We start from the raw sequence: 20,700 nt of genomic DNA, 5'->3' as shown, positions 1-20,700 counted from the left end.
CTCCTTGCGCTGAAATGGCTTGCGCGAGGAAAGGAATGCACCGGACCGTACTCCTGTTCCTTGATGGGGATCAAGGATGGCCCTGAGTTCCGGCGCTTCCCTCAAGCCTCGGCGGAATGGTTTTCGGCGATGTCCTTCCTGCGGCGGATGGCGTCGATCATCGCCTGCACTTCGGCGCCGGCCGCATCGATAACCGCCTGCGAGCGGCCGCGCACGACGATCTCGGTCGAGAATTTCTGGCCGACATAGCGCGGGTAGGAGCCGATACTGGTTTCCGGATGTGCTTTCTGAATCGCGGTCAAGGGCGTGCCGATCTCGCCTTCGCCGTAAGGGCAGGCGATGGCGAGCGAAAGCACCGGCGTGCCGGTTCGAAGCGTCGGCAACACATTGTCGACCATCGCCTGGAAGACCTGCGGCACGCCGGCCATGACATGGACATTGCCGATGATGAAGCCTGGCGCGGTCGAGACCGGATTGGCGATATGCACGGCCCCGCGCGGCATGCGCGCCATGCGCTGGCGCGCTTCGGTGAATTCCATCTCGCGGCGCCGATACATCTCGGCAAGCAGTGTCATTGCCGCTTCGTCATATTCGCAAGGCACGCCGAAAGCCTTGGAGATGGCATCGGCGGTGATGTCGTCATGCGTCGGCCCGATACCGCCCGAGGTGAAGACGTAATCATATTTACCGCGAAGGGCGTTCAGCGCCTCGACGATCGCCTCCTCGTCGTCGGCGACGATGCGCACCTCCTTGAGATCAATGCCGGAAAGCGTGAGCAGATCGGCGAGATGGCCGATATTTTTGTCCTTGGTGCGGCCGGAAAGAAGTTCGTCGCCGATGGCGAGCATGGCGGCGGTGACGACGATGTTTTGGCTCATGGGATGTTCCGTGATCTGAGGCTGGTGAATAGGTAGTGCCGTTCGGTCGCTTTGCAAACAGCCACGGCATGATGCCCAAAAGTGCAAGTGCTGTTCTGCGATACGTTCATTTTTGCTGAAATGAAAACGCAAGTGAATTTTCGTCTACGGATGTTGAACACTGAGTTCTTCAAGGCATGGCTGTGTTCGGAAATACCCGCTGATAGAACTCCCTCGGTCACGAAATTCAACCAGTGCTCCAAGGGAGATTGAAGATGGCGAAGGTTCTCGTCCTTTATTATTCGGCTTACGGCCATATTGAAACCATGGCCTATGCCGTTGCCGAAGGCGCAAAGTCGGCCGGTGCCGAGGTCACCGTCAAGCGCGTTCCGGAACTGGTTCCGGAAGATGTCGCCAAGGCTTCCTATTACAAGGTCGATCAGGCGGCTCCGATCGCCACCGTCGACGAACTGGCCGACTACGACGCGATCATCGTCGGTGCCGGCACCCGCTTCGGCACGGTCGCCTCGCAGATGCGCAATTTCTGGGATCAGACGGGCGGCCTCTGGTTCGCCGGCAAGCTCGTCGGCAAGCTCGGTTCGGTCTTCACCTCCTCGGCAACCCAGCACGGCGGCCAGGAATCGACCATCCTCGGCTTCCTCCCCACCTTCCTGCACCAGGGCATGGTCGTTGCCGGCCTGCCTTATGCCTTCCAGGGCCAGATGGGCACTGAGGAAGTCAAGGGTGGATCGCCCTACGGCGCTTCCACCATCACCAATGGTGACGGCTCGCGCCAGCCTTCCGAGATCGAGCTGGAAGGCGCGAAATACCAGGGCGCCCACGTCGCCAAGCTGGCAGCTAAGCTCGCCTGATCTTTGACACTGAAATAAATCAAGGTGCGGCAGGCATGGGGCTCGCCGCGCCTTTTCTGTTTTTCCCCGCGACAGACTGGGCAGCCTTCGTCGGCGCGGGCTTTCGCGAGGGAAATGTCTAGCCGATCACTCGTCGGTGCTGCCGGCAAACGGGCACTATTTTTTACGCCTTGCGGCTCTTCCCATCGCCCATGACGCAAGATATTGAAAATGCCGCAAGCGGGCGTGGCGAAACTGGTAGACGCAAGGGACTTAAAATCCCTCGGCCTTGGCTGTACGGGTTCGAGCCCCGTCGCCCGCACCATTTTCATAATGCCGTTGGAATATGCCAGTATTGTATCTGCCTGCATATTGTGCACAAAAGCGAGTTGCCGCTTGACAATGGTATTTTCGATGCAAGTATTGCGCCGCGGCGGCTGAGTAAGTGTTGTCTTGTGGGAGTAAGACGATGGTTTACGATTGGAGTGGGGCGAAGGTTCGGCGCATCCGGATCTTCAAGACCAGTGTCGCACTTGTTCTGGGAACTGCGATGGCTGCGATACCACTGCTCTTCTGGGCAGTGCAATTGCGCGGTTTCTAACCTGGGATAATCAGCGTTCTGCGAAGGGTAGAGCGTTTGGCGCTTTGGTCTCGCGCCATCTGTTGATCACCCATCCGGCTAGCAGCCCGAGGGCAGCGCCCATGGCCTTGATGCCTGCATCATGCAGGCGCGGATGCCGCGTCGGCGAGAAGTATTGCAGATATTCGATGGCGAATGCGCCGACGATCAGCAGCATGGCGACCATCTTCCACTGTTTTGGATAGGCCAGCGCAAAGGCGAAGCCAAGGAGAAGATAGGCGACCGCGCGGTCGACATCGACCATCGTGACCGTATTCGGCCTCTCTCCGATCGGCGAAACGGTGACGAAGATGATGAAGGCCAGCAGCAGCCAGGCGAGCGGTCTTGCGAATTTGAATGTCATCATAGCTTCATATTAGTGGCCGTCCTTTTTATTGACAGTTAAAATCAGTTCATGTGCCGCCAATTTCGCTATTGGCTTAAGAAAGGCCTTCCCCGGGAGCAGAACCTGTCCCCAGCGCAGAACCCGGCCCCGCGGAGTGAAACGATGCGGGAGCGAACTGGAGATGGCCCAAACGAGCTTCTTTTGCCGGCCGGCCTGTGCCATAGCGGCGGTGGCTAACGTGAGAATGGACCATACCCGTGACGAGACTTGATGTCGAAAGCGCCGAAGAGGCAATGCGCAGCCTGTTTCCGGCAACGCCGCTGCAGCTCAACGATCATTTGTCGGCCCGCTACGGTGCCGATATCTGGCTGAAGCGCGAGGATCTGTCGCCGGTGCGCTCCTACAAGATCCGCGGCGCCTTCAATTTCTTCCGCAAGGCGATCGGGCAGGGTGCTGCCGGCAAGACCTTCGTCTGCGCCTCGGCTGGCAATCATGCCCAGGGCTTTGCGTTCGTCTGCCGCCATTTCGGCGTGCCGGGCGTCGTCTTCATGCCGGTGACGACACCGCAGCAGAAGATCGACAAAACCAGGATGTTCGGCGCCGAATTCATCACTATCCGGCTGTTCGGCGACTTCTTCGACCAGTGCTACCAGGCCGCGCGCGAACATGTGGAGGCGGTCGGCGGCGTCATGGTGCCGCCCTTCGATCATGCGGACATCATTGAGGGGCAGGCGACGGTCGCCGCCGAAATCATGCAGCAGCTGCCTGAGGGAACGGTGCCCGACATGGTCGTCCTGCCGGTTGGCGGCGGCGGACTTGCCGCCGGCATCACCGGCTATCTCGACGGCACCGTGCCGAAATCGGCTTTCGTCTTCACTGAGCCCGCCGGCGCGCCAAGCCTTAAGCGCAGTATCGAGGCGGGCAAGGTGACGACGCTGGCCAAGGTCGACAATTTCGTCGATGGCGCCGCCGTCGCCCGCATCGGCGACCTGAATTTCGCCGCTCTTCGCGATTTCCCGGCAAGCCAAGTGCAACTGATGCCGGAGAACGCCATCTGCGTCACCATTCAGGAGATGCTGAATGTCGAGGGCGTCGTGCTGGAGCCGGCCGGCGCCCTGTCACTGACGGCGATCGCCGCGATGGATCGCCAGGCGATCCGCGGCAAGACCATCGTCGCCGTCGTCTCCGGCGGCAATTTCGATTTCGAGCGCCTGCCTGACGTAAAGGAAAGAGCCATGCGTTACGCAGGGCTGAAGAAATACTTCATCCTGCGGCTCGCCCAACGCCCTGGCGCGCTGCGCGATTTCCTCAATCTGCTCGGCCCCGACGACGATATCGCCCGCTTCGAATATCTGAAGAAATCGGCACGCAACTTTGGCTCGATCCTGATCGGCATCGAAACCAAGGCGCCTGAGAATTTCGCCCGGCTGGTCGGAAATTTCGAAGCCGCCGGCATGGGTTACGAGGATATTACCGAAAACGAGATCCTCGCCAATCTGATCATTTGACTTGGCGATAGCGATACCGTCGTGCTAAAGGCGGAGCATGGCTTCGTTCATTTCAAATCTCTTTTCGATGTTCTCCGGCGGCGGCAAACCGGCCACCGAAGCGGTGGGCCCTTCCGGCGAGCCGCAGCTTTACGGCGATTGCACGATCTATGCCGAACCGCGTAGGGAGGGCAGCCAGTATCGCCTGGCCGGCCGCATCGAAAAGAAGGTCGGCGACGAGGTGCTGGTGCGCAATTTCATCCGCGCCGATCTGTTTACCTCCTCCGACGATGCGATCGAATGCACGGTGCGCAAGGCGCAGCAGATTATCGATCAGCATGGTTCGTCGCTCTTTGGTGACGGCGAGAAGCTTCGTCAGGTCTGAAATCGGGATCCGGGCATAGGTCCTTGATACCGGCTGCAACTATTCCAGTGTGTGACCCCGGTGCCCTCCAGCGAGCGCGTTCTCACTCACGCAATCTTAAAGGATTGCGGTGAAAGGTATCGCCTGCAGGATTTGCAGGACACCCCCCGTGTTTGACTGTTTCGGACGATTGACCAAAGGATTCGCTGTCGCGATCGCCGCGCCGGCAGGAGGCCGAACGTCCGGCGCCAAGGTCTCATGATGGAGACACTGAGCCTCCTTCTCTTCGTCGTCGAAGCCATCGCCTATTTCGTGCTGATGGTAACGCTTCTGCATTTCCGTCATCGGCTTGGTCTCGGGGTTTTCCTGACGGCGCTCGGCGTCATGCATTTCATGGAGACATATCTGGCGGCGGTCTTCTATGTCTCGCTGCCGTTCGGGGATGTGTCGCCGGGTTCATCCGTCTTCTTTTCCGGCAAGCTGATGATGATCCTGATGCTTTACCTGCAGGAGGATGCGGCGACGGTGCGCCAGCCGATCTACGGCCTGTTCCTCGGCAACTTGCTAACCGTCGGTATTGCCTGGGTGCTGCAGATGCACCAGCCGCTGCAGATGTCGACCGGCCACACACCCGACGTCGATTTTCTCAAGGAGATGGGCTGGCTGATGGTCTGGGGCACGGCGCTGCTCTATGTCGATTCGCTCGGCATCATCCTGCTCTACGAAAAACTCGGCGATTTCTTTCGCCGCCGCGTCGTCCTGCGCTTCCTGATTTCGGGATTCGTGCTGCTGACCTTCGACCAGATCGGCTTCTTCGCCGCGTTGCATTACTTCCTGGATGTACCGATCGCCGCATTCTGGGGCGGATGGAAGGCGAAAATGCTTGCCGTCTGCCTCTACGCGGCGATGTTCGCATTCTATGAATATCGCATTCGCCGTATCGGCGTAGCCGGGTCCGCACGCTCGATTAGCGACGTATTCGGCGACCTGACGTTCCGCGAGCGCTACAACGATCTTCTGGAGCGCACCGGCCGCGACATGCTCACTGGCGTCTATGATCGGACGCGCATGGAAATGGAGGCGCCGCTGATGCTGCTCGAGGCACTGAAGCAGGGGCTATTCGCCACCGTCCTCATTATCGACGCCGATCACTTCAAGGATGTCAATGACGGCTACGGCCATCTCCAGGGCGACGAGGTGCTGAAGGCGATCGCCGCCCGATTGGGCACGACGCTGCGCTCCAGCGACCGCGTCTTCCGCTTCGGCGGCGAGGAATTCGTTGCCATCTGTCCAGGCACCGACCACGAAGAAGGTCTGCTGCTTGCCGAGCGTCTGCGCTGGACGATCGCGACCAGCGTCAAGACGCCGGATGACAGGCCGGTCACGGTCAGTATCGGGGTTGCGACTGCCGACGAGGACGGCGTCGATTTCACCGCCGTGCTGACGGCGGCCGACGGCAGGCTCTACGCGGCAAAGAAGAGCGGCCGCAATTGCGTCGTCGGCCGCTCCGGCGTGGTGAAACTCAGTTAGCTCAGTCAGACCCAGTTAGCCCGAGCAACCCAGTTGGCTCGGCTGGCCCCGATTGAGGCTCTTCTCCATTTGGCTGAACGTGGCCAACCCAATAGGTATTCCTGAGAATTCGCATCGCTGATGGCGGGCGAGGTCCCGGACGTCGGGAGTCGGCTTCCTAGTCATCGATCGATACAGCGCGTCGGCCGGGGATGTTGAGGATGTTGCTTAAACCGAAACATTTGTCTATCGATCTATGTATTTTCAATATGTTATGAGCAATATAAAAACGGCTTGTTCGTAAAATGCAAACGTGATCTCCATTGCGGAAATATCCCAGATCAGTTTTCCTGCGAGGGGCGTGGAGACATGAGTGATTCAATTGCACGGAAGAAAGTCGATGGCGGCGAGTTTACCGCTTTGTGTATTGGAGGGTTTCTTCTTTCGATCGCCTACGGCGTGACCTTTCTGGTTCCGGTGCTGGTTGGCCAGCGTGGCGGCGACGAGGCGCTGGCCGGCCTGATCATTTCGGCCGCGACTGTCAGCACCGTCATTCTCGTGACCCTGTCCGGGCACATCGCGGATGCCATCGGCTCGGCGCGGGCGGTGGCTGTTTCGGGACTGTTTCTTGCCGCGTCAGCGCTGGGATTCGCCATGGTTCCCTCAGCTGGGCTGAGTCTGATGACGGTCGGCTTCATCCTCGGCATAGGCTGGGGCACCTTCTATGCGCTTGGACCCATTCTGGTCGCCGCTATCGTCGAACCCGAGCACCGCATCAGGTTTTTTGCTCTACTTTCCGGATCGATGATGTCGGGCATCGGCGCCGGACCGATCATTGGCCGCATTGCCACAGGCTGGTCGATGCCGATCGAGGCGGCCTTCGCATTTGCATTCCTTGCCAGCCTCGCCGGCGGTGCGCTTTACTTTTTGCTCCATATCCGGCTGACCAATGCCGGCAAGATTTTGCCTCATGTCAACAAGATCTCATTTGCCTCAGCGCGTGAGGTGATCGGTTCGCGGGCCGTCTATTCCATCATTATGGTCGGCATCGGCGGCGCGATTTTCGGCGGGTTGTCCAGCTTTCAGACCAGCTACGCCAATGCGCATGGGTTCGACTACTCCCTGTTCTTCATCGGCTTCATGTCCGCCGCGATTCTGAGCCGGCTGTTCGTGGCGGGATATGTGGTCAAGAAAGACCCACTCTATTCGCTTTTGGTCCTGACAAGCCTGACGCTGGCATCGATCGTGCTGTTCCTGATGCTGACATCAAGTCAGCTTGCCTATCTGGGAGGCGCAGCGATGCTGGGGGTGGGCTATGGATTGACCTATTCGGTCATCAACGGCCTGGCTGCAAATGAGGCTCCAACTGGCCTTATGCCGCAGTCGCTTTTGTTATTCTCGCTGGCCTATATGATCGGCGTCTTCGGCTTTCCGTTGGTGGCCGGCAATCTGATCGTTTCCTCCGGCATCCAGACCATGCTCTGTGTATTGCTTCTGCTTGCCGTCCTGAATTTGGCAATCGTCCTGTTTCGCATTGCCCACCGCGCGACGCGTCAGAGCTAAGCAGAGCGTCCCAAGAGAAAATAGAAACGAAATTGGCGCGGGGCCGGGCAAGTTTGAGTTGCTCGGCCCGGCTCGCTCAGGCGGCGCGGAAGATCTTGGCGCCGGAGGGCGCGCTCGTCATGCCGCCGTCGACGGTGATCTCGATGCCGGTGACATTGGTCGCATCATCCGATGCCAGATAGAGCGCCGCCTTGGCGATTTCGTCGGCTTCGCTCTGCGGCCGAGCGGTTCATGCCGCCGTCGGCCTTGCCAGGATTTCGTCCGATGAGGAACTCTCGGCCGAAATCCTGGTGACGGTCCGGGATTTTATCGCCGGTATCGACAAATGAAAAACGGCCGGCAAAAGCCGGCCGTTTCATGGAGCGTTGAAAAGCCGATCAGGCGGCCAGTGCGATTTCCTGGACGCGCGACTTGGCGGCGTCGATGGCTTTCTCGGCAGCTTCCGGACCGAAGGCCAGGCCTTCGACATAGATGGTCTCGATGTCGGTGATGCCGAGGAAGCCGAGAACCGACTTCAGGTATGGCACAGCATGGTTCAGGGGGGCGGCCGGTCCCTGCGAGTAGACGCCACCCGAAGCGAGCACGACATAAACCTTCTTGCCGGTTGCGAGGCCGACCGGACCGCTTTCCGTGTACTTGAAGGTCAGGCCGGCGCGGGCGACGTTGTCGATCCAGGTCTTCAGCGACGAATAGATGTTGAAGTTGATGAGGCCAGTGCTGATGACGATCGTGTCGGCGGCAAGCAGTTCGTTGACCAGTTTGTCGGAGGTCTCGACGGCCACGCTTTCCTCAGCGGTGCGGGCCTCGGGCGGCTTGCGGATCGCGCCGGTGAAGAGGTCATCGATATGCGGCAGCGGGTTGGCGGCAAGGTCGCGGCGAACGATGACGCTGCCCGGGTTCTGGCTCTTCAGCTTTTCGGCGAGATCGACGGCGATCGGCGTCGAGAGCGATTCGGCACGCGGGCTGGACGTCAGAAGCAGGATGGACGACATGGTGCATTTCCTTTCGAATGGAATTTGACGGCCCGTTGCTGGGAGGTGAGCCGCAGTCTCGAAGCGAAAATAGGTCTGGCCTGCTATCGAAAAAACGGTGATAATGTCGATCGAAACTATCGATGGAATGGATAGAAGATGCTGCCGAACCCGACTCTGGACCAATTGCAGGTGTTTCTAACCGTTGCCGAGACCGGCAGCTTCTCAGCCGCTTCGCGGGCGCTGAACCGTGCCCAGTCGGTTGTGAGCTATACGATAGCCAACCTGGAGGCGCAGCTAGAAGTGCCGCTTTTCGAGCGCTCCGGTGCGCGCCAGCCGAAGCTTACGGAGGCAGGCAAGGCGATGCTGGAGGATGCGCGACGCATTCTCGGCGACCTGCAGGTCATGCGGGCGCGCGTCAAGAGCCTGAGGGAAGGGCTCGAAGCGGAGGTTTCCGTCGCCATCAGTGTCATGGTGCCTTCGCGGGCCCTGGTGGAGGTCCTGCGCGAATTTCGCGAGATGTTTCCGTCCGTTTCATTGAACCTCAACGTCGGCGAACTTGGGATGGTCATGGATCTCGTCCTCAGCGGCAAGGCGACGATCGGGATCGGCGGCGCAGTTCTAAAGCAGGACGATTCGGTCGTCACAGAGCGGATCGGTCATTCCTTCATGCTGCCGGTTGCCGCGCGCAACCACCCGCTTGTTGCGATCGACCGGCCGCTCATGCTCGGCGACGTGCGCGAGGAAGTGCAGCTTGTCGTCACCGATGCGTCGGGTCTGACAAAGGGGCGTGATTTCAATGTTCTGTCCTACAAGACATGGCGCGTCAGCGATATTGCGACGAAGCATCAGCTCATCAAGGCCGGTCTTGGCTGGGGTGGCCTTCCGGCTTCGCTCATCCGTGATGATCTCGTGAGCGGCGCGCTTGTCCCTCTCGATCTGGATGCCTACGAACAGGGGGAATATGCCATCTATTCCGTGCGCCAGCTCGCCAATCCGCCCGGACCCGCTGCCACCTGGATGATCGATGCGTTCCGCACGAGGCTTTCCGCCTGCCCAAACCACGCCGATTTCAATGCTCAGATCGCCGAACTGCGCGAGCCCGGTATGCCGCTTGCGGCCGAATGACGAAAGCGCAGGCGCAGGCGCCGCGCCTTCGTCGACATATTTTTTCGCCTAAAGGACGAGCCTGAACTTCGAGAAGCCGTCGGCGCCTTCGCCGGCATCCTCGATCTTCACGCTCTTGACCTCGGCGAGGAACTGCTTCGCCTTCGGGCCGCTTTCGAAGGTCGCGGTCGTGCCCGGGAGCGGCTTGAAGGTCCAGTTTGCGTCGGCCGACGGATTGATCGTGCCCTGATCATGGATATAGCGGACGATGACGTCGCGGTTGGTATCCGGCGCCTGGAAGATCACCTTATCAGCGGTGATCTCGGGGAAATTGCCGCCGCCGCCAGCGCGGTAGTTGTTCGAGACGACGACGAACTTTTGAGCCGGATCGATCGGCTTTCCATTGAAGGCGAGGTTCTGGATGCGGTTGGCGTCCGGATTGATCGGTTTGCCGGATGAATCATATTTCGGCGGCTGCGACAGGTCGATCTGGTAGGTGACGCCGTCGATGACGTCGAAATTGTAGGACGGGAAATCGTTGTTGAGCAGCGCCGCATCCTTCGAGCCGGCCTCGATGTGATTGAACATGCCGGCTGACATTTCGAGCCAGTTCTTCACCTGGGCGCCGGTGATGGCAACCGCCTGGACCGTGTTCGGGTATAGATAGAGGTCGGCGACGTTCTTGATGGCGATATCGCCGGCCGGAACGTCAGTATAGTAATCGGCGCCGCCGCGACCGCCGGCCTTGAAGGGGGCCGCCGCCGAAAGCACCGGCAGGTCCTTGAACTTGGTGTCGGCGAGCATCTGCTTGATGTACCAGGTCTGGGCTTGGCTGACGACCTGCACGGAGGGATCGTCGGCGACCAGTGCGAAGTAGGAATAGAGCGGCGCGGACGTCTTGCCGACGGGGGTGCGGACATAGGTCAGTGTCGCCTCGTGCTCGGCCTTGGCGGCTTCGACCACTTCCTTCTTGTCGGCGTAGTCGGCAACCACCTTCTTCTTGTCGTCGCGATGATAGATCGGTCGTGCTTCCGAGGTGAAATCGACGATCTTCCAGCTGTTGCCGTCTTTTTCGAGCAGCAGGTCGATAAGGCCGAGATGCGAGCCCCAGAAACCGGCCATCACGGCGGGCTTGCCGTGCAGCGTGCCCTTGACGGGATCGGCATTGGCGACGCCGTCCCAGCTCTTCGGGCCTGGGAAGACGAGATGCTGGTGGCCGGTGAAGATCGCGTCGATCCCATCGATGGCGGCGAGATGCAGCGAGGCGTTTTCCATCTTTTCGGACGGTGCGCTGCCATCGATGCCGGAGTGCGAGAGCGCAATCACGATATCGGCGCCGGCTTCCTTCATGGCGGGAACCCAGGCCTTGGCCGCCTCGACGATATCGCGCGTCTGCGCCTTGCCCTCAAGGTTCTTGATGTCCCAGAGCATGATCTGCGGCGGAACGAAGCCGATGAAGCCGATCTTGACGGGGCTTTCGTTGCCGGCGCCGTCCTTGATCTGCTTTTCGACGATGATGTAGGGCTTGAAGAAGAGATCGTCCTGCTTCGGGTCCGAGGCGAGCTGGCCCTTGGTCAGGTTGGCGCACACGAAGGGAAAGTTCGCGCCTGATAGGACCTTGAACATGAAGTCGAGGCCGTAGTTGAACTCGTGATTGCCGAGCGTGCCCACAGTATAGCCGAGCGTGTTCATCGCCTTGATCACCGGATGGACGTCGCCGTCTTTCATGCCGTGCTGATAGGCCATGTAGTCGCCCATCGGATTGCCCTGCAGCACGTCGCCATTGTCGATCAGCAGCGAGTTGATGGCCTCTGCGCGGATACCGTCGATGATCGTCCCGGTGCGCGACAGGCCCATCGTGTCGTTCGGCTTGTCGGCATAATAGTCATAGGGAAAGACGTTGACGTGAATATCGGTCGTTTCCATCAGCCTGAGATGCGCCTGGTTGGCGCTGGCGCGCGCGCTGAAAGGGTGCAGCAGCACCAGGGCGGAAGTGGCGGCCAGGCCGCCGAGCAGGGAACGGCGGCTCATTACACCAACATCGAAAATGGAAGACATGGAAACTCTCCTTCAGGATCATGCATCGTCCGGCCCGTCAGAATTAGGACGATTTGGCGAGGAGTACACTGCGAAAATGACAGGACGTCGAAACAATCCGCCGGAAAAGCGTCGTGGCTCTGAAATGCAATTTATGGTGCAGTCACTCGGCGCCCGGCTGCCGCAGACGTAGGGCCACGGTCACCCTCGGCGGTCGGTGTCGATCGCAGCTACTGGAACGATCTCAGCCGCTCCTTCGGCCAAAGGGTGCAGCCTTACGATTTCAGCGTCGATGTCGCCAAGTGAGGCGTCCGCTCGACGTTGGTGGCGGTTCTAACCAGCGGGCGTACCGCCAGCACAGGCCGCATCTCCTTGTGGAAAAAGCGGAAATAGGAGGAGATCTGTGCCCGCGCATTCGAATTCACGTCGAACTGGATGCCGACTCGGCCATTGTGCTTCCAGCGGATGACGCCTTCGAGCAGGCCGAGGTTTTCGGCCTCGATGCGCACCTTGCTGCCGGAGGCGGCATGGAGCGGTCCCTTCATCTCCAGGGCGGCACCGGTCGGCGATAGGTTGAGGATGCGGGCATCCACCTGGCTGTTCAGATATTTGACATGGCCGAACACGCGGCAGTTTTTTCGGTCGGCCTTTCGGGCCGTGATTTTCAAGTTGCGGGTCATACTGTCTCCCTTGGTACAGCCGGGGAGCATAGCGCCGGAAAATTGAAATGGTTTTAGGGGCTTGGCTAAAATTGCAGTGAAACCGTCAGTTGGCGGCGGCCGCTCTGCGTCCCACCACATGTTCGCGCCAGACGGTGAAGATGCCGGCGGCAACCACGATCGCCGAGCCGACGATCATGTTGAAGCTGAGCGTTTCGCCATAGATCACCATGCCGATGATAGAGGCATAGACGAGCGACAGATAGGTCAGCGGCTGGACAGCGGCGGCATCGAGAACATCGTAGGCGCGGATCAGGAAATAATGGCTGGAGATGCTGGTCATGCAGACGAGCGCCATCCAGCCCCAGTCGCCCGGCGCCATCCAGCTCCAGTAGAACGGCCCGACCAGCGTCATCGTGACGCCGCCGACGACGCCGGTATAGAAGAAGCTGGTCATCGACGAATCGTCGCGGCTGACCAGGCGGGTGGCGATAACGTAGAAGGCGAAGTTGAAGCAGGAAATGACGGCGAGAAGCAGCTTCACGTCGAAAAACTCGCCTTCCGGCTTCAGGATCAGCAGTACCCCGAAAAGTCCGGCGCCGATCGCTGCCCACCGCCGCCACCCGACCCGCTCGCCGAGGATCGGCATCGCCAGCAGTGCGATCAGGATCGGCGTCGCGGAAAAGATCGCCTGTGAACGGGCAAGGCCGATCACGGCAAAACAGGTGATGGCCAGAACCACCTGAACCGCAAGCAGAACGCCGCGCGTCACCTGCAGGAAGGGGCGTTTGGTGCGGGCCGTCGTCTTAATCCCGCCGCGCATCTTTGACGCGAGGATGATCGTGAAAAGCGCAAAGGCCCAGTAGCGGATCATCGTCACGAAGATTGGCGGATAGGCCGTCGCCAGATGTTTCGAGATGGCGTCCTGCAGTGAAAAAATGGTGAGCGCCAACAGCGCGAAAATATAGCCTTGGGTCTTCGATGTCATGACTTGCCAATGAGCGGGAAACGCCCGCGCGCATCGAAGTCTGGACAGGCTTTCGGCAAAGATGCAAGGCCTCAAAGGCCGACATTCGGCTTGTCGATGATTTCTCTGAGCGCGAAGCTCGAATTGATCTTGACGACGTGGGGAAGGGCCGACAGCCAGTCGCGGTGGATGCGCTCATAGTCCTCGAGGTCGCGGGCGGCGACCCTGAGGATATAGTCGTATTCGCCCGACATCAGGTAACAGACGAGTACGTTCGGACAGAGCTTCACCGCTGCCTCGAATTCCGCCAGAGTCTTGGCGAACTGGCCGGAGAGCGAGATATGCACGATGGCGATCATCTTGTAGTCGAGCGCCTTGTGTGAAAGCCGCGCATGGTAGCCGCCGATGACGCCGCTTCTTTCCAAGATATCGAGCCGGCGCGAACAGGCCGAAGGCGACAGTCCGATCCTTTCGGCAAGCTCCGCATTGGTCATGCGGGCATTGGCCTGCAGCGCCTTAAGAATCGCAAGATCGATGGTGTCGAGATCGGCCATTCGAAGAACTTTCGAAAAAAGATAGAATGAACGCAATAATCGCCGAAAAATCACCTCTTCGCAAATCGTCTTTGCAAGGACATTTCACTGCCTTGATGGTTGGATTCCTCATCTGAAAAATCCGCGGCCGCGGAGATAAAATTGAGAGGAACGCGCATGCGTGTCGGTTGCCCGAAGGAAATCAAGAATCATGAATATCGCGTCGGTCTGACGCCGGCTTCGGTGCGCGAATATGTTGCCCACGGCCACGAGGTCTGGGTGGAGACCAAAGCTGGCGTCGGTATCGGCGCTGATGATGCCGCCTATGCCGCGGCCGGCGCGAGGATCGCCGCCTCCGCCAAGGATATCTTCGAAAAGTGCGACATGATCGTCAAGGTGAAGGAGCCGCAGCCCGCCGAATGGGCGCAGCTCCGTGACGGCCAGCTTCTCTACACCTATCTGCATCTGGCGCCGGATCCCGAACAGACCAAGGGTCTCATCGCCTCGGGCGTTACCGCGATCGCCTATGAGACGGTGACCGACGAGCGCGGCGGCTTGCCGTTGCTGGCGCCGATGTCGGAGGTCGCCGGACGCCTGTCGATCCAGGCGGGAGCGACCGCGCTGCAGAAGGCCAATGGCGGCCTTGGCGTCCTGCTCGGCGGCGTACCCGGCGTGTTGCCGGCCAAGGTCGCGGTCATCGGTGGCGGCGTTGTCGGCCTGCATGCCGCCAGGATGGCCGCCGGCCTTGGCGCCGATGTCAGCATTCTCGACAAGTCGCTACCGCGCCTGCGCCAGCTTGACGATATCTTCTCGGGCCGCATCCACACGCGTTATTCCAGCATCCAGGCGCTGGAGGAGGAAGTCTTCTCGGCCGATCTCATTATCGGCGCCGTGCTGATCCCCGGCGCTGCTGCTCCGAAGCTCGTCACCCGCGAGATGCTCTCCGGCATGAAGAAGGGCTCCGTCATCGTCGATGTCGCCATCGACCAAGGCGGCTGCTTCGAGACCTCGCATGCAACCACCCATTCGGATCCGACCTACGAAGTCGACGGCGTCGTGCATTATTGCGTTGCCAACATGCCGGGCGCCGTGCCGGTCACCTCGGCGCACGCGCTGAACAATGCCACATTGGTTCATGGCCTGGCGCTTGCCGATCGCGGTCTGCGCGCCATCGCCGAAGACAAGCATCTGAGGAACGGCCTCAACGTCCACAAGGGCCGCATCACCAGCAAGCCGGTCGCCGACGCACTTGGCTACGAAGCCTTTGCGCCGGAGAGCGTGCTGAACGTAGCGTAAGCTAGCTGACTCCAGGTGACGACTTACTGCGCTATTTTCGGCCGGCAGGGCGGTATCCGAAGGGATGCCGCCTTCTTTGTATGACGGCGCACCTGTAATCGAACCGCGACCGTCGGCGGCGTTGGAGCTATGCTTTTCCTCGTCACGCAGCGCGACGAGTTGTGTCCCGCCCGATCAGTTGGCATCGTATCATGCTGATGGGCAGTCGCCATCCAAACGGAGCAGCAATGACGGTTGATAGTCGGGAGCAAACATCGCCGGTTCCGCTTCGAACATCACCTATCGGCCTCGAAACATATATTGCCGGCAGCACACTCGTCAGCGGGGATGGACCAGCCTGGACTGATATATTCGTGCAGGTGTTTTCCCGCCTGAAGGTGCAACATCCCTTTCTTGTCCCAGCGGTCGCCGAGCCTCTCGTTGTTTGGGTGATCTCAGGTCAGGCATGTGTCGAGGAACGCGATCTGGGCGGGGAGTGGGAGGCCAATACAGTCAGAGTCGGGGACTTTTTTCTGACGCGGTCGCCCACGCCATACGAAATGCGCTGGCACGCCGAGGGAGACGAACCTTTCCAGGTAATGCATCTCTATCTCTCCGTTCCGTTGTTTGACCGGGTGGCGGAAGGGGTTCTCGGCAAGGCTGCCAGCGCCATGCGCCTGCGCGACATATCGGGCGGCCGCGACCAACATCTCTCCAGCATGCTGGAACTGATCCATGCTGAACTGACGGCGGAAGGGCAGGGAAGTCGGCTCTTCGTGCAGGGATTGGCGCAGACGCTCGCTGTTCACCTTATCCGACAATATGCAACATTCGACGCAGAGGCACGGCCGTCAAATGCACTCCCGGGCGCCAAGCTACGGCGGGCGATCGCATTCATGGAAGCCAACCTTCAAGAGCCGTTTGATCTCGCACGTCTGGCGCAAACGGCCGGCATGAGCGCTTTTCACTTCAGCCGCCTCTTCAAGAAGGCCACCGGCCTTTCTCCATCCCATTATTTCATTCGCCAACGCATAGCCAAAGCCCAGCAACTTCTGCAGGAAACCAGCACCAGCATCATCGAGATCGGCATGTCCGTGGGGTATTCGAGCCCTAGCCATTTTGCTCAGATTTTCCGCCGGGAGGCTGGCGTCTCCCCCAGCGACTACCGTCGCAGCTAAAGCGCGTCGCGATCTTTTTCAGATTCGCTCCTTGCGCTTTAGGTCTTAGTTTTTACGCATGTCGTTGTCGCAAAACCGCTGCACGCGTTCGTGCGACATGCTTTAGCATTTCAGCTTGGTCGTTGCCGATTTGAGCAAGATCCCGACAGGTCTCGCAAGGTCCCGAGAGAGGGATCGATCACTCCTCTTTATGTTCCTCCTTGTCGAACACGACCGTCCTTTCGGTTGGAAGGGCGCCAAGACAAGGAGATAAACCATGACGAATATCAATGGAAAAATCGCGCTGGTCACCGGCGCCTCGAGCGGCATCGGCGCCGCTACCGCGTTGAAGCTCGCCGAGGCCGGTGCAAAGGTCGGTATTGCCGCCCGTCGCACCGACAAACTTGAAGGCCTCCAAAAGGAGATCGTCTCTAGGGGCGGTGAAGCCCTCGTGATCGAAATGGACGTGGTCGAGCCAGCCTCCGTCGAAGCCGGCGTCAAAAAGCTGGTGGGTGCCTATGGTTCGATCGACATTCTCGTCAACAATGCTGGCCTGATGCCGCTATCGGATGTCGATCAGTTTAAAGTCGACGAATGGCACCGGATGGTCGACGTCAATGTGAAAGGCCTGCTGAACACCACTGCTGCCGTTCTGCCGCAGATGATCAATCAACATTCGGGCCACATCTTCAACATGTCGTCGATTGCTGGCCGCAAGGTCTTCAAAGGCCTGTCGGTCTATTGCGCCACCAAACATGCGGTGGCCGCGTTCTCCGACGGCCTGCGCATGGAAGTGGGCCAGAAGCACAACATTCGGGTGACCTGCATCCAGCCAGGCGCCGTGGCGACCGAGCTGTACGATCACATCACGGAGCCCGGTTATATCAAGCAGATGGACGACCTTGCCAAGCAGATGACGTTCCTGCAGGGCGCAGACATCGGCGACACCATCGTCTTCGCGGCGCAGGCGCCTGCCCATGTGAATGTCGCGGAACTCTTCGTTCTGCCGGTCGAACAGGGCTGGTAAGCACGCCAGAAGGTCTTTCAGCTTCCCCGCATACATGCGGGGAAGAGACTTGCGAAGGAGCCGAACGATGAATGAGATTTCCGCTTCCCAGGCCTATCGCCTGCTCGAACCCGGCCCGATCGTTCTTGTGACGACGAGCCTTGAGGGAACGCCCAATGTGATGACGATGGGTTTTCACATGATGATCCAGCATGCACCGCCGCTGATCGGTTGCGTCATCGGCCCTTGGGACTTCAGCCACCAGACCTTGAAAAAGACCGGCGAATGCGTGATCGCGATTCCAGCCGTCGATCTTGCCGAAACCGTGGTGGACATCGGTAATTGCTCCGGTGATACGGTGGACAAGTTCGAGCGGTTCAGCCTGAGGACTCGTCCAGCAAAGGATGTCGCGGCGCCGTTGCTGGTGGACTGCCTTGCCAATATCGAATGCCGTGTTGCCGATTCGAGCTTCGTCGATCGATACAATCTCTTCATCCTCGAAGCAAAGAGGATCTGGATCGACGAGCGCCGCAAGGAACGACGGACCATGCATCATCGCGGTGACGGCAGCTTCACCGTGGATGGCGGCACGCTCGATCTCCGGAAGCGCATGGTCAAGTGGCGGCATTTGCCATAAAGCGCGCCGCTGCAAAAAAACATCCCTAGACTTCACATTGATTGAAAGGATATGAACATGTCCGCCTATCTCGTTGTCGATCTCGATATCCACGACCCCGAAGCCATTGCCGATTACCGCTCCAAGGCCCTGCCTCTGGTGGCAAAGGCCGGCGGCCGCCTCATTGCTCTCGATGACGCGCCGCTCGAACTCGAAGGCTGGCAGGCGACGAATATGCTGATCATCGAGTTTCTCGATATGGATGCCATCCGTGGTCTCTTTGCATCGCCCGAATATGCGCCGCTCGCACACCAACGGCAGGCAGCCGCAGGTTCGCGGATCATTGCCTTGCGCGGCTTTTAATAAGATTCGAGGGCGCGCGCGATCCCGACAGCATTGGTCAGGGGGAAACCGAAACCGCCTCGCCGATCACTGCAGAAGGAGCGTGCGGGCGAGTTGACGACTTCCTGTTGCGCTTCGCCCTCCGCCTATCAGGCACCGGTCTCCGCCAGGGCCGGCGCCTTTACCTTATCGATCCGGCATTGGAAGCAGTTGTTGCGCGCGGAACGCACATGCACATAGGCGATATCAGATCGTCCCAGCAGCTCTTTGCCATAGGCCGGAATATCGCCGATCTCAGTCACCGCGCCGGTACCGTAGACGATGCGGTCGTTCTCGCTGTAGCCGCGCACGATGAAGTCACGGCTCGTCGTCAGCATCGGCGGCATGATCTCTTCGGCGGCATAGCGTGCGCAAGGCTGCTTGTGCAGGAAGACAGGGCCGGTTTCGGCATAGGGCTGCAGCTCGGGGAAGGGCCGGTAGGCAAAGACCAGCAACGCCTGGCCCGCATCGATATTCTGAAGGCAATGGCGGCAGGGATGGCCGGGACCATCGGAGACGATCGTCTCGGGCAGCCTGTCATAGGCGTCGCGGCCGCCGTTCCAGAGGCGTTCGGCGTCGGTCGTCGGCATGGCAACAAAACGAATGGCGGTCATGGCAGATCTCCTTTGTGATTGCCATGAAATGCACCTGGACGAGCGGGCAAGCCACCCGATTCTTGCCTGCGTCTGCATATGAGATCGCCGGAGAGTGAAAAGCGGAGTATCTTCTGGGCGTACGTTGTAAGGCGAAAGGAGAAGGCCTTGGCCGACATCGATCTGGCGCTGTTGGCGCAACAGAATGCAGAAATACTGGAAGAGCTCAGGGCTCTGCGCCGGGAAGTGGCGGAATTGAAGGAACAGTCGGGCCGCACGCTCGATTTCGAACGCCGAAACGACCCGCGCCGCCCGAACAGCCTGACGCAGCGTTAGCCACCTCCGCTGACGTCGGGAAAGAAGCCGTCAGCTTTTCCGCGCAATCTCCAGAAGCTCCTTGTCGCTGAGCGGCCGGACGATGCCGGTACCGGTCGAAACGGGGGAGAAGCCGTACATCTGGTAGAGCTGCAGCGCACGCGGATGGTCGAGATTGTTGGTGGTGGTGGTGACCCGCTTCGGATTGAGCGACCAGATGGCATAGAGCGCCTGCAGCAGGAACCATTTGCCGATGCCGAGACCGAGCGCATGTTCAATCAGGCCAAAATGGCTGAGCTCGATCATATCCTCGTCTTCGCAGAAATATTCGTAGAATCCGGCGGGCGCGCCGTTCACGTAGAGAACGCTGATATTGTTGCGCTTGTCGTTCAGCGTCTCGGCAAGCTGCTCGTCACTCATGCGCAACCGATCCACCCATTGCCAGCGCGCACCCACCTGCCGGTAGAGATAGCGGTAGAAGGGCAATGGGATCTCGGGAGCGCGCATGATCGCCGTCTGGATATTGACGGGCACCGGCATGCTTGCCTTCGGCGGCGCCGTCATTTCGAGCCGGGTGATGTGAGCTTTCAGCGAAGCGGGTGTCTTCCCCATGGCGATCAGGCTTTGACCGGCGTCGGCGGACCGGTGACGATGGGCGTATCGTCACGGCTGCCCCATTCGCTCCACGAGCCGTCATAAAGCTTGTTGTCGTGATGGCCGAGCGATTCCAGCGCCAGCGTGATGATGGCGGCGGTGATTCCCGAGCCGCAGGACGTGACGACAGGCTTTGAAAGATCGATGCCGGCGTCCTCGATCGTCTGCCTGAGTTCGGGCAGCGACTTGAACCGGCCCTGGTTGGCGAAGACGCCGGAGGGCAGGCTGCGGGCGCCGGGCATATGGCCGGAGCGCATGCCGGCACGCGGTTCGGGTTCGGCGGCTGCAAAGCGGCCGGCGCTGCGGGCATCGGCGATCTGCATCGCGGCGCTGGAGACGATGTCGCGCATCGTATCGAGCGTCACCACGCGGCTTTCATCGAAATTCGGCGTAAAGGTCACCGGCGCATGCTTGGGTGCTGCGGTTTCTAGCGGACGGCCCTCGGCCTTCCAGCCGTCGAGACCGCCGTCGAGAACGAAGACGTTTTTCGCGCCCATCACCCGGAACAGCCACCAGACGCGCGGCGAGGCGAACAGGCCGATGCCGTCATAAACGACGATCCGATCATTCTCGCTGATGCCGAGCCGGCCGACTTCGGCGGCAAAATAATCGGGCGAGGGGATCGTGTGCGGCAGCGACGTTGAATGATCGGCGATCTTGTCCTGATCGAAGCGGATGGCGCCGGGAATATGGCCGGCCGCATATTCGGCGTCGGCATCGCGCTTCTGCGCCGGTAGATAAAAGGAGGCGTCCAGCACGCGCAGGTCAGCTTTGCCGAGCTCGGACTGCAGCCAGTCGGCCGAAACGACGAAACGGCTCTTGGTCTCACTCAT

General features: G+C 59.9%; 22 protein-coding genes, 1 tRNA gene and 2 pseudogenes. 14 read left to right on the top strand and 11 right to left on the bottom strand.

Annotation, left to right across the window (positions count from 1 at the left end):
* Positions 1 to 101: 101 nt before the first annotated feature.
* A complete protein-coding gene (locus tag MOV76_RS09550) occupies positions 102 to 878 on the bottom strand; it encodes a competence/damage-inducible protein A (RefSeq protein WP_018241716.1) in 777 nt (258 codons plus the stop codon).
* A gap of 254 nt (positions 879 to 1,132) precedes the next feature.
* On the opposite strand from MOV76_RS09550, the gene wrbA reads away from it, so the two are divergent.
* A complete protein-coding gene (gene wrbA, locus MOV76_RS09545) occupies positions 1,133 to 1,729 on the top strand; it encodes an NAD(P)H:quinone oxidoreductase type IV (RefSeq protein ID WP_018241717.1) in 597 nt (198 codons plus the stop codon).
* A 219-nt stretch (positions 1,730 to 1,948) separates the two neighbouring features.
* Positions 1,949 to 2,033: transfer RNA gene (locus MOV76_RS09540), tRNA-Leu, on the top strand.
* A gap of 286 nt (positions 2,034 to 2,319) precedes the next feature.
* Here MOV76_RS09540 and MOV76_RS09535 read toward each other — a convergent pair.
* Complete coding sequence (locus MOV76_RS09535) at positions 2,320 to 2,694, bottom strand: VanZ family protein (protein WP_018445713.1); 375 nt, start codon at positions 2,692 to 2,694, stop codon at positions 2,320 to 2,322.
* 236 nt (positions 2,695 to 2,930) lie between these two features.
* Here MOV76_RS09535 and ilvA point away from each other — a divergent pair, with 236 nt between their 5' ends.
* The 4 genes from ilvA to MOV76_RS09515 all read left to right on the top strand — a co-directional run bounded on the left by ilvA (position 2,931) and on the right by MOV76_RS09515 (position 7,596).
* Entirely contained in the window at positions 2,931 to 4,181 is a 1,251-nt protein-coding gene (gene ilvA / locus MOV76_RS09530) for a threonine ammonia-lyase (RefSeq protein ID WP_112902631.1), read from the top strand.
* A gap of 37 nt (positions 4,182 to 4,218) precedes the next feature.
* The gene (locus tag MOV76_RS09525; RefSeq protein ID WP_247264402.1) at positions 4,219 to 4,545 is read left to right on the top strand and encodes an HlyU family transcriptional regulator; all 327 of its coding nucleotides are present in this window, start codon (positions 4,219 to 4,221) and stop codon (positions 4,543 to 4,545) included.
* Between the two features lie 237 nt (positions 4,546 to 4,782).
* The gene (locus MOV76_RS09520) at positions 4,783 to 6,054 is read left to right on the top strand and encodes a diguanylate cyclase (protein ID WP_247264401.1); all 1,272 of its coding nucleotides are present in this window, start codon (positions 4,783 to 4,785) and stop codon (positions 6,052 to 6,054) included.
* 348 nt (positions 6,055 to 6,402) lie between these two features.
* Entirely contained in the window at positions 6,403 to 7,596 is a 1,194-nt protein-coding gene (locus MOV76_RS09515; protein WP_247264400.1) for an MFS transporter, read from the top strand.
* A 76-nt stretch (positions 7,597 to 7,672) separates the two neighbouring features.
* Here MOV76_RS09515 and MOV76_RS09510 read toward each other — a convergent pair.
* Positions 7,673 to 7,810: pseudogene (locus MOV76_RS09510) on the bottom strand (SDR family oxidoreductase); the annotation flags it as partial.
* A 25-nt stretch (positions 7,811 to 7,835) separates the two neighbouring features.
* Between MOV76_RS09510 and MOV76_RS09505 the strand changes: the two are divergent.
* Positions 7,836 to 7,925 (top strand): annotated as a pseudogene (locus tag MOV76_RS09505) (TetR/AcrR family transcriptional regulator); the annotation flags it as partial.
* Positions 7,926 to 7,973: 48 nt separating this feature from the next.
* Here the strand turns inward: MOV76_RS09505 and MOV76_RS09500 are convergent.
* Positions 7,974 to 8,588 carry an FMN-dependent NADH-azoreductase gene (locus MOV76_RS09500; protein WP_018241724.1) on the bottom strand — a complete coding sequence of 205 codons (615 nt, stop codon included), beginning with the start codon at positions 8,586 to 8,588 and terminating at the stop codon, positions 7,974 to 7,976.
* Between the two features lie 138 nt (positions 8,589 to 8,726).
* Here MOV76_RS09500 and MOV76_RS09495 point away from each other — a divergent pair, with 138 nt between their 5' ends.
* The gene (locus MOV76_RS09495) at positions 8,727 to 9,695 is read left to right on the top strand and encodes a LysR family transcriptional regulator (protein WP_018241725.1); all 969 of its coding nucleotides are present in this window, start codon (positions 8,727 to 8,729) and stop codon (positions 9,693 to 9,695) included.
* A 48-nt stretch (positions 9,696 to 9,743) separates the two neighbouring features.
* Here MOV76_RS09495 and MOV76_RS09490 read toward each other — a convergent pair whose 3' ends face one another.
* The 4 genes from MOV76_RS09490 to MOV76_RS09475 all read right to left on the bottom strand — a co-directional run bounded on the left by MOV76_RS09490 (position 9,744) and on the right by MOV76_RS09475 (position 13,891).
* Positions 9,744 to 11,732, bottom strand: coding sequence for a bifunctional 2',3'-cyclic-nucleotide 2'-phosphodiesterase/3'-nucleotidase (locus MOV76_RS09490; protein WP_247264399.1), 1,989 nt, complete (start codon positions 11,730 to 11,732; stop codon positions 9,744 to 9,746).
* Positions 11,733 to 11,986: 254 nt separating this feature from the next.
* Positions 11,987 to 12,391, bottom strand: a complete 405-nt coding sequence (locus tag MOV76_RS09485; protein ID WP_018241727.1) for a PilZ domain-containing protein — start codon at positions 12,389 to 12,391, stop codon at positions 11,987 to 11,989.
* A gap of 85 nt (positions 12,392 to 12,476) precedes the next feature.
* The gene (locus MOV76_RS09480; protein WP_018241728.1) at positions 12,477 to 13,358 is read right to left on the bottom strand and encodes a DMT family transporter; all 882 of its coding nucleotides are present in this window, start codon (positions 13,356 to 13,358) and stop codon (positions 12,477 to 12,479) included.
* Between the two features lie 71 nt (positions 13,359 to 13,429).
* Entirely contained in the window at positions 13,430 to 13,891 is a 462-nt protein-coding gene (locus MOV76_RS09475) for an Lrp/AsnC family transcriptional regulator (protein ID WP_018241729.1), read from the bottom strand.
* 156 nt (positions 13,892 to 14,047) lie between these two features.
* On the opposite strand from MOV76_RS09475, the gene ald reads away from it, so the two are divergent.
* The 5 genes from ald (at position 14,048) to MOV76_RS09450 (ending at position 18,287) form a co-directional block, all read left to right on the top strand.
* Positions 14,048 to 15,166 (top strand): alanine dehydrogenase, encoded by a 1,119-nt coding sequence (gene ald, locus MOV76_RS09470; RefSeq protein ID WP_018241730.1) that lies wholly within the window; start codon positions 14,048 to 14,050, stop codon positions 15,164 to 15,166.
* A 227-nt stretch (positions 15,167 to 15,393) separates the two neighbouring features.
* Positions 15,394 to 16,323, top strand: coding sequence for a helix-turn-helix domain-containing protein (locus MOV76_RS09465; protein ID WP_032980114.1), 930 nt, complete (start codon positions 15,394 to 15,396; stop codon positions 16,321 to 16,323).
* A gap of 256 nt (positions 16,324 to 16,579) precedes the next feature.
* Positions 16,580 to 17,329 carry an SDR family oxidoreductase gene (locus MOV76_RS09460; protein ID WP_247264398.1) on the top strand — a complete coding sequence of 250 codons (750 nt, stop codon included), beginning with the start codon at positions 16,580 to 16,582 and terminating at the stop codon, positions 17,327 to 17,329.
* A gap of 67 nt (positions 17,330 to 17,396) precedes the next feature.
* Complete coding sequence (locus MOV76_RS09455; RefSeq protein WP_183620288.1) at positions 17,397 to 17,945, top strand: flavin reductase family protein; 549 nt, start codon at positions 17,397 to 17,399, stop codon at positions 17,943 to 17,945.
* 57 nt (positions 17,946 to 18,002) lie between these two features.
* Complete coding sequence (locus MOV76_RS09450) at positions 18,003 to 18,287, top strand: DUF1330 domain-containing protein (protein WP_168299106.1); 285 nt, start codon at positions 18,003 to 18,005, stop codon at positions 18,285 to 18,287.
* Between the two features lie 128 nt (positions 18,288 to 18,415).
* Here MOV76_RS09450 and MOV76_RS09445 read toward each other — a convergent pair whose 3' ends face one another.
* Positions 18,416 to 18,919, bottom strand: a complete 504-nt coding sequence (locus MOV76_RS09445; RefSeq protein ID WP_115156898.1) for a DUF1203 domain-containing protein — start codon at positions 18,917 to 18,919, stop codon at positions 18,416 to 18,418.
* A 78-nt stretch (positions 18,920 to 18,997) separates the two neighbouring features.
* Between MOV76_RS09445 and MOV76_RS09440 the strand changes: the two genes are divergently transcribed.
* Positions 18,998 to 19,234 (top strand): hypothetical protein, encoded by a 237-nt coding sequence (locus MOV76_RS09440; RefSeq protein ID WP_050565063.1) that lies wholly within the window; start codon positions 18,998 to 19,000, stop codon positions 19,232 to 19,234.
* A 30-nt stretch (positions 19,235 to 19,264) separates the two neighbouring features.
* Here the strand turns inward: MOV76_RS09440 and MOV76_RS09435 are convergent, their stop codons facing one another.
* The gene (locus MOV76_RS09435; protein ID WP_017963991.1) at positions 19,265 to 19,825 is read right to left on the bottom strand and encodes a GNAT family N-acetyltransferase; all 561 of its coding nucleotides are present in this window, start codon (positions 19,823 to 19,825) and stop codon (positions 19,265 to 19,267) included.
* Between the two features lie 5 nt (positions 19,826 to 19,830).
* Entirely contained in the window at positions 19,831 to 20,700 is an 870-nt protein-coding gene (sseA, locus tag MOV76_RS09430; protein ID WP_247264397.1) for a 3-mercaptopyruvate sulfurtransferase, read from the bottom strand.

Source organism: Rhizobium sp. PRIMUS64 (assembly GCF_023006465.1).
GTDB classification, from domain to species: Bacteria; Pseudomonadota; Alphaproteobacteria; order Rhizobiales; family Rhizobiaceae; genus Rhizobium; species Rhizobium leguminosarum.
The sequence above is the reverse complement of the archived record's forward strand: the minus strand, read 5'-3'. Positions and strand labels throughout refer to the sequence as shown.

Bases quoted from the DNA above. Each gene is read 5' to 3' on its own strand.
- MOV76_RS09550 (WP_018241716.1), bottom strand. From the start codon at position 878: ATGAGCCAAAACATCGTCGTCACCGCCGCCATGCTCGCCATCGGCGAC.
- wrbA (WP_018241717.1), top strand. From the start codon at position 1,133: ATGGCGAAGGTTCTCGTCCTTTATTATTCGGCTTACGGCCATATTGAA.
- MOV76_RS09535 (WP_018445713.1), bottom strand. From the start codon at position 2,694: ATGATGACATTCAAATTCGCAAGACCGCTCGCCTGGCTGCTGCTGGCC.
- MOV76_RS09525 (WP_247264402.1), top strand. From the start codon at position 4,219: ATGGCTTCGTTCATTTCAAATCTCTTTTCGATGTTCTCCGGCGGCGGC.
- MOV76_RS09520 (WP_247264401.1), top strand. From the start codon at position 4,783: ATGATGGAGACACTGAGCCTCCTTCTCTTCGTCGTCGAAGCCATCGCC.
- MOV76_RS09515 (WP_247264400.1), top strand. From the start codon at position 6,403: ATGAGTGATTCAATTGCACGGAAGAAAGTCGATGGCGGCGAGTTTACC.
- MOV76_RS09500 (WP_018241724.1), bottom strand. From the start codon at position 8,588: ATGTCGTCCATCCTGCTTCTGACGTCCAGCCCGCGTGCCGAATCGCTC.
- MOV76_RS09495 (WP_018241725.1), top strand. From the start codon at position 8,727: ATGCTGCCGAACCCGACTCTGGACCAATTGCAGGTGTTTCTAACCGTT.
- MOV76_RS09490 (WP_247264399.1), bottom strand. From the start codon at position 11,732: ATGTCTTCCATTTTCGATGTTGGTGTAATGAGCCGCCGTTCCCTGCTC.
- MOV76_RS09485 (WP_018241727.1), bottom strand. From the start codon at position 12,391: ATGACCCGCAACTTGAAAATCACGGCCCGAAAGGCCGACCGAAAAAAC.
- MOV76_RS09480 (WP_018241728.1), bottom strand. From the start codon at position 13,358: ATGACATCGAAGACCCAAGGCTATATTTTCGCGCTGTTGGCGCTCACC.
- MOV76_RS09475 (WP_018241729.1), bottom strand. From the start codon at position 13,891: ATGGCCGATCTCGACACCATCGATCTTGCGATTCTTAAGGCGCTGCAG.
- ald (WP_018241730.1), top strand. From the start codon at position 14,048: ATGCGTGTCGGTTGCCCGAAGGAAATCAAGAATCATGAATATCGCGTC.
- MOV76_RS09465 (WP_032980114.1), top strand. From the start codon at position 15,394: ATGACGGTTGATAGTCGGGAGCAAACATCGCCGGTTCCGCTTCGAACA.
- MOV76_RS09460 (WP_247264398.1), top strand. From the start codon at position 16,580: ATGACGAATATCAATGGAAAAATCGCGCTGGTCACCGGCGCCTCGAGC.
- MOV76_RS09455 (WP_183620288.1), top strand. From the start codon at position 17,397: ATGAATGAGATTTCCGCTTCCCAGGCCTATCGCCTGCTCGAACCCGGC.
- MOV76_RS09450 (WP_168299106.1), top strand. From the start codon at position 18,003: ATGTCCGCCTATCTCGTTGTCGATCTCGATATCCACGACCCCGAAGCC.
- MOV76_RS09445 (WP_115156898.1), bottom strand. From the start codon at position 18,919: ATGACCGCCATTCGTTTTGTTGCCATGCCGACGACCGACGCCGAACGC.
- MOV76_RS09440 (WP_050565063.1), top strand. From the start codon at position 18,998: ATGAGATCGCCGGAGAGTGAAAAGCGGAGTATCTTCTGGGCGTACGTT.
- MOV76_RS09435 (WP_017963991.1), bottom strand. From the start codon at position 19,825: ATGGGGAAGACACCCGCTTCGCTGAAAGCTCACATCACCCGGCTCGAA.
- sseA (WP_247264397.1), bottom strand. From the start codon at position 20,700: ATGAGTGAGACCAAGAGCCGTTTCGTCGTTTCGGCCGACTGGCTGCAG.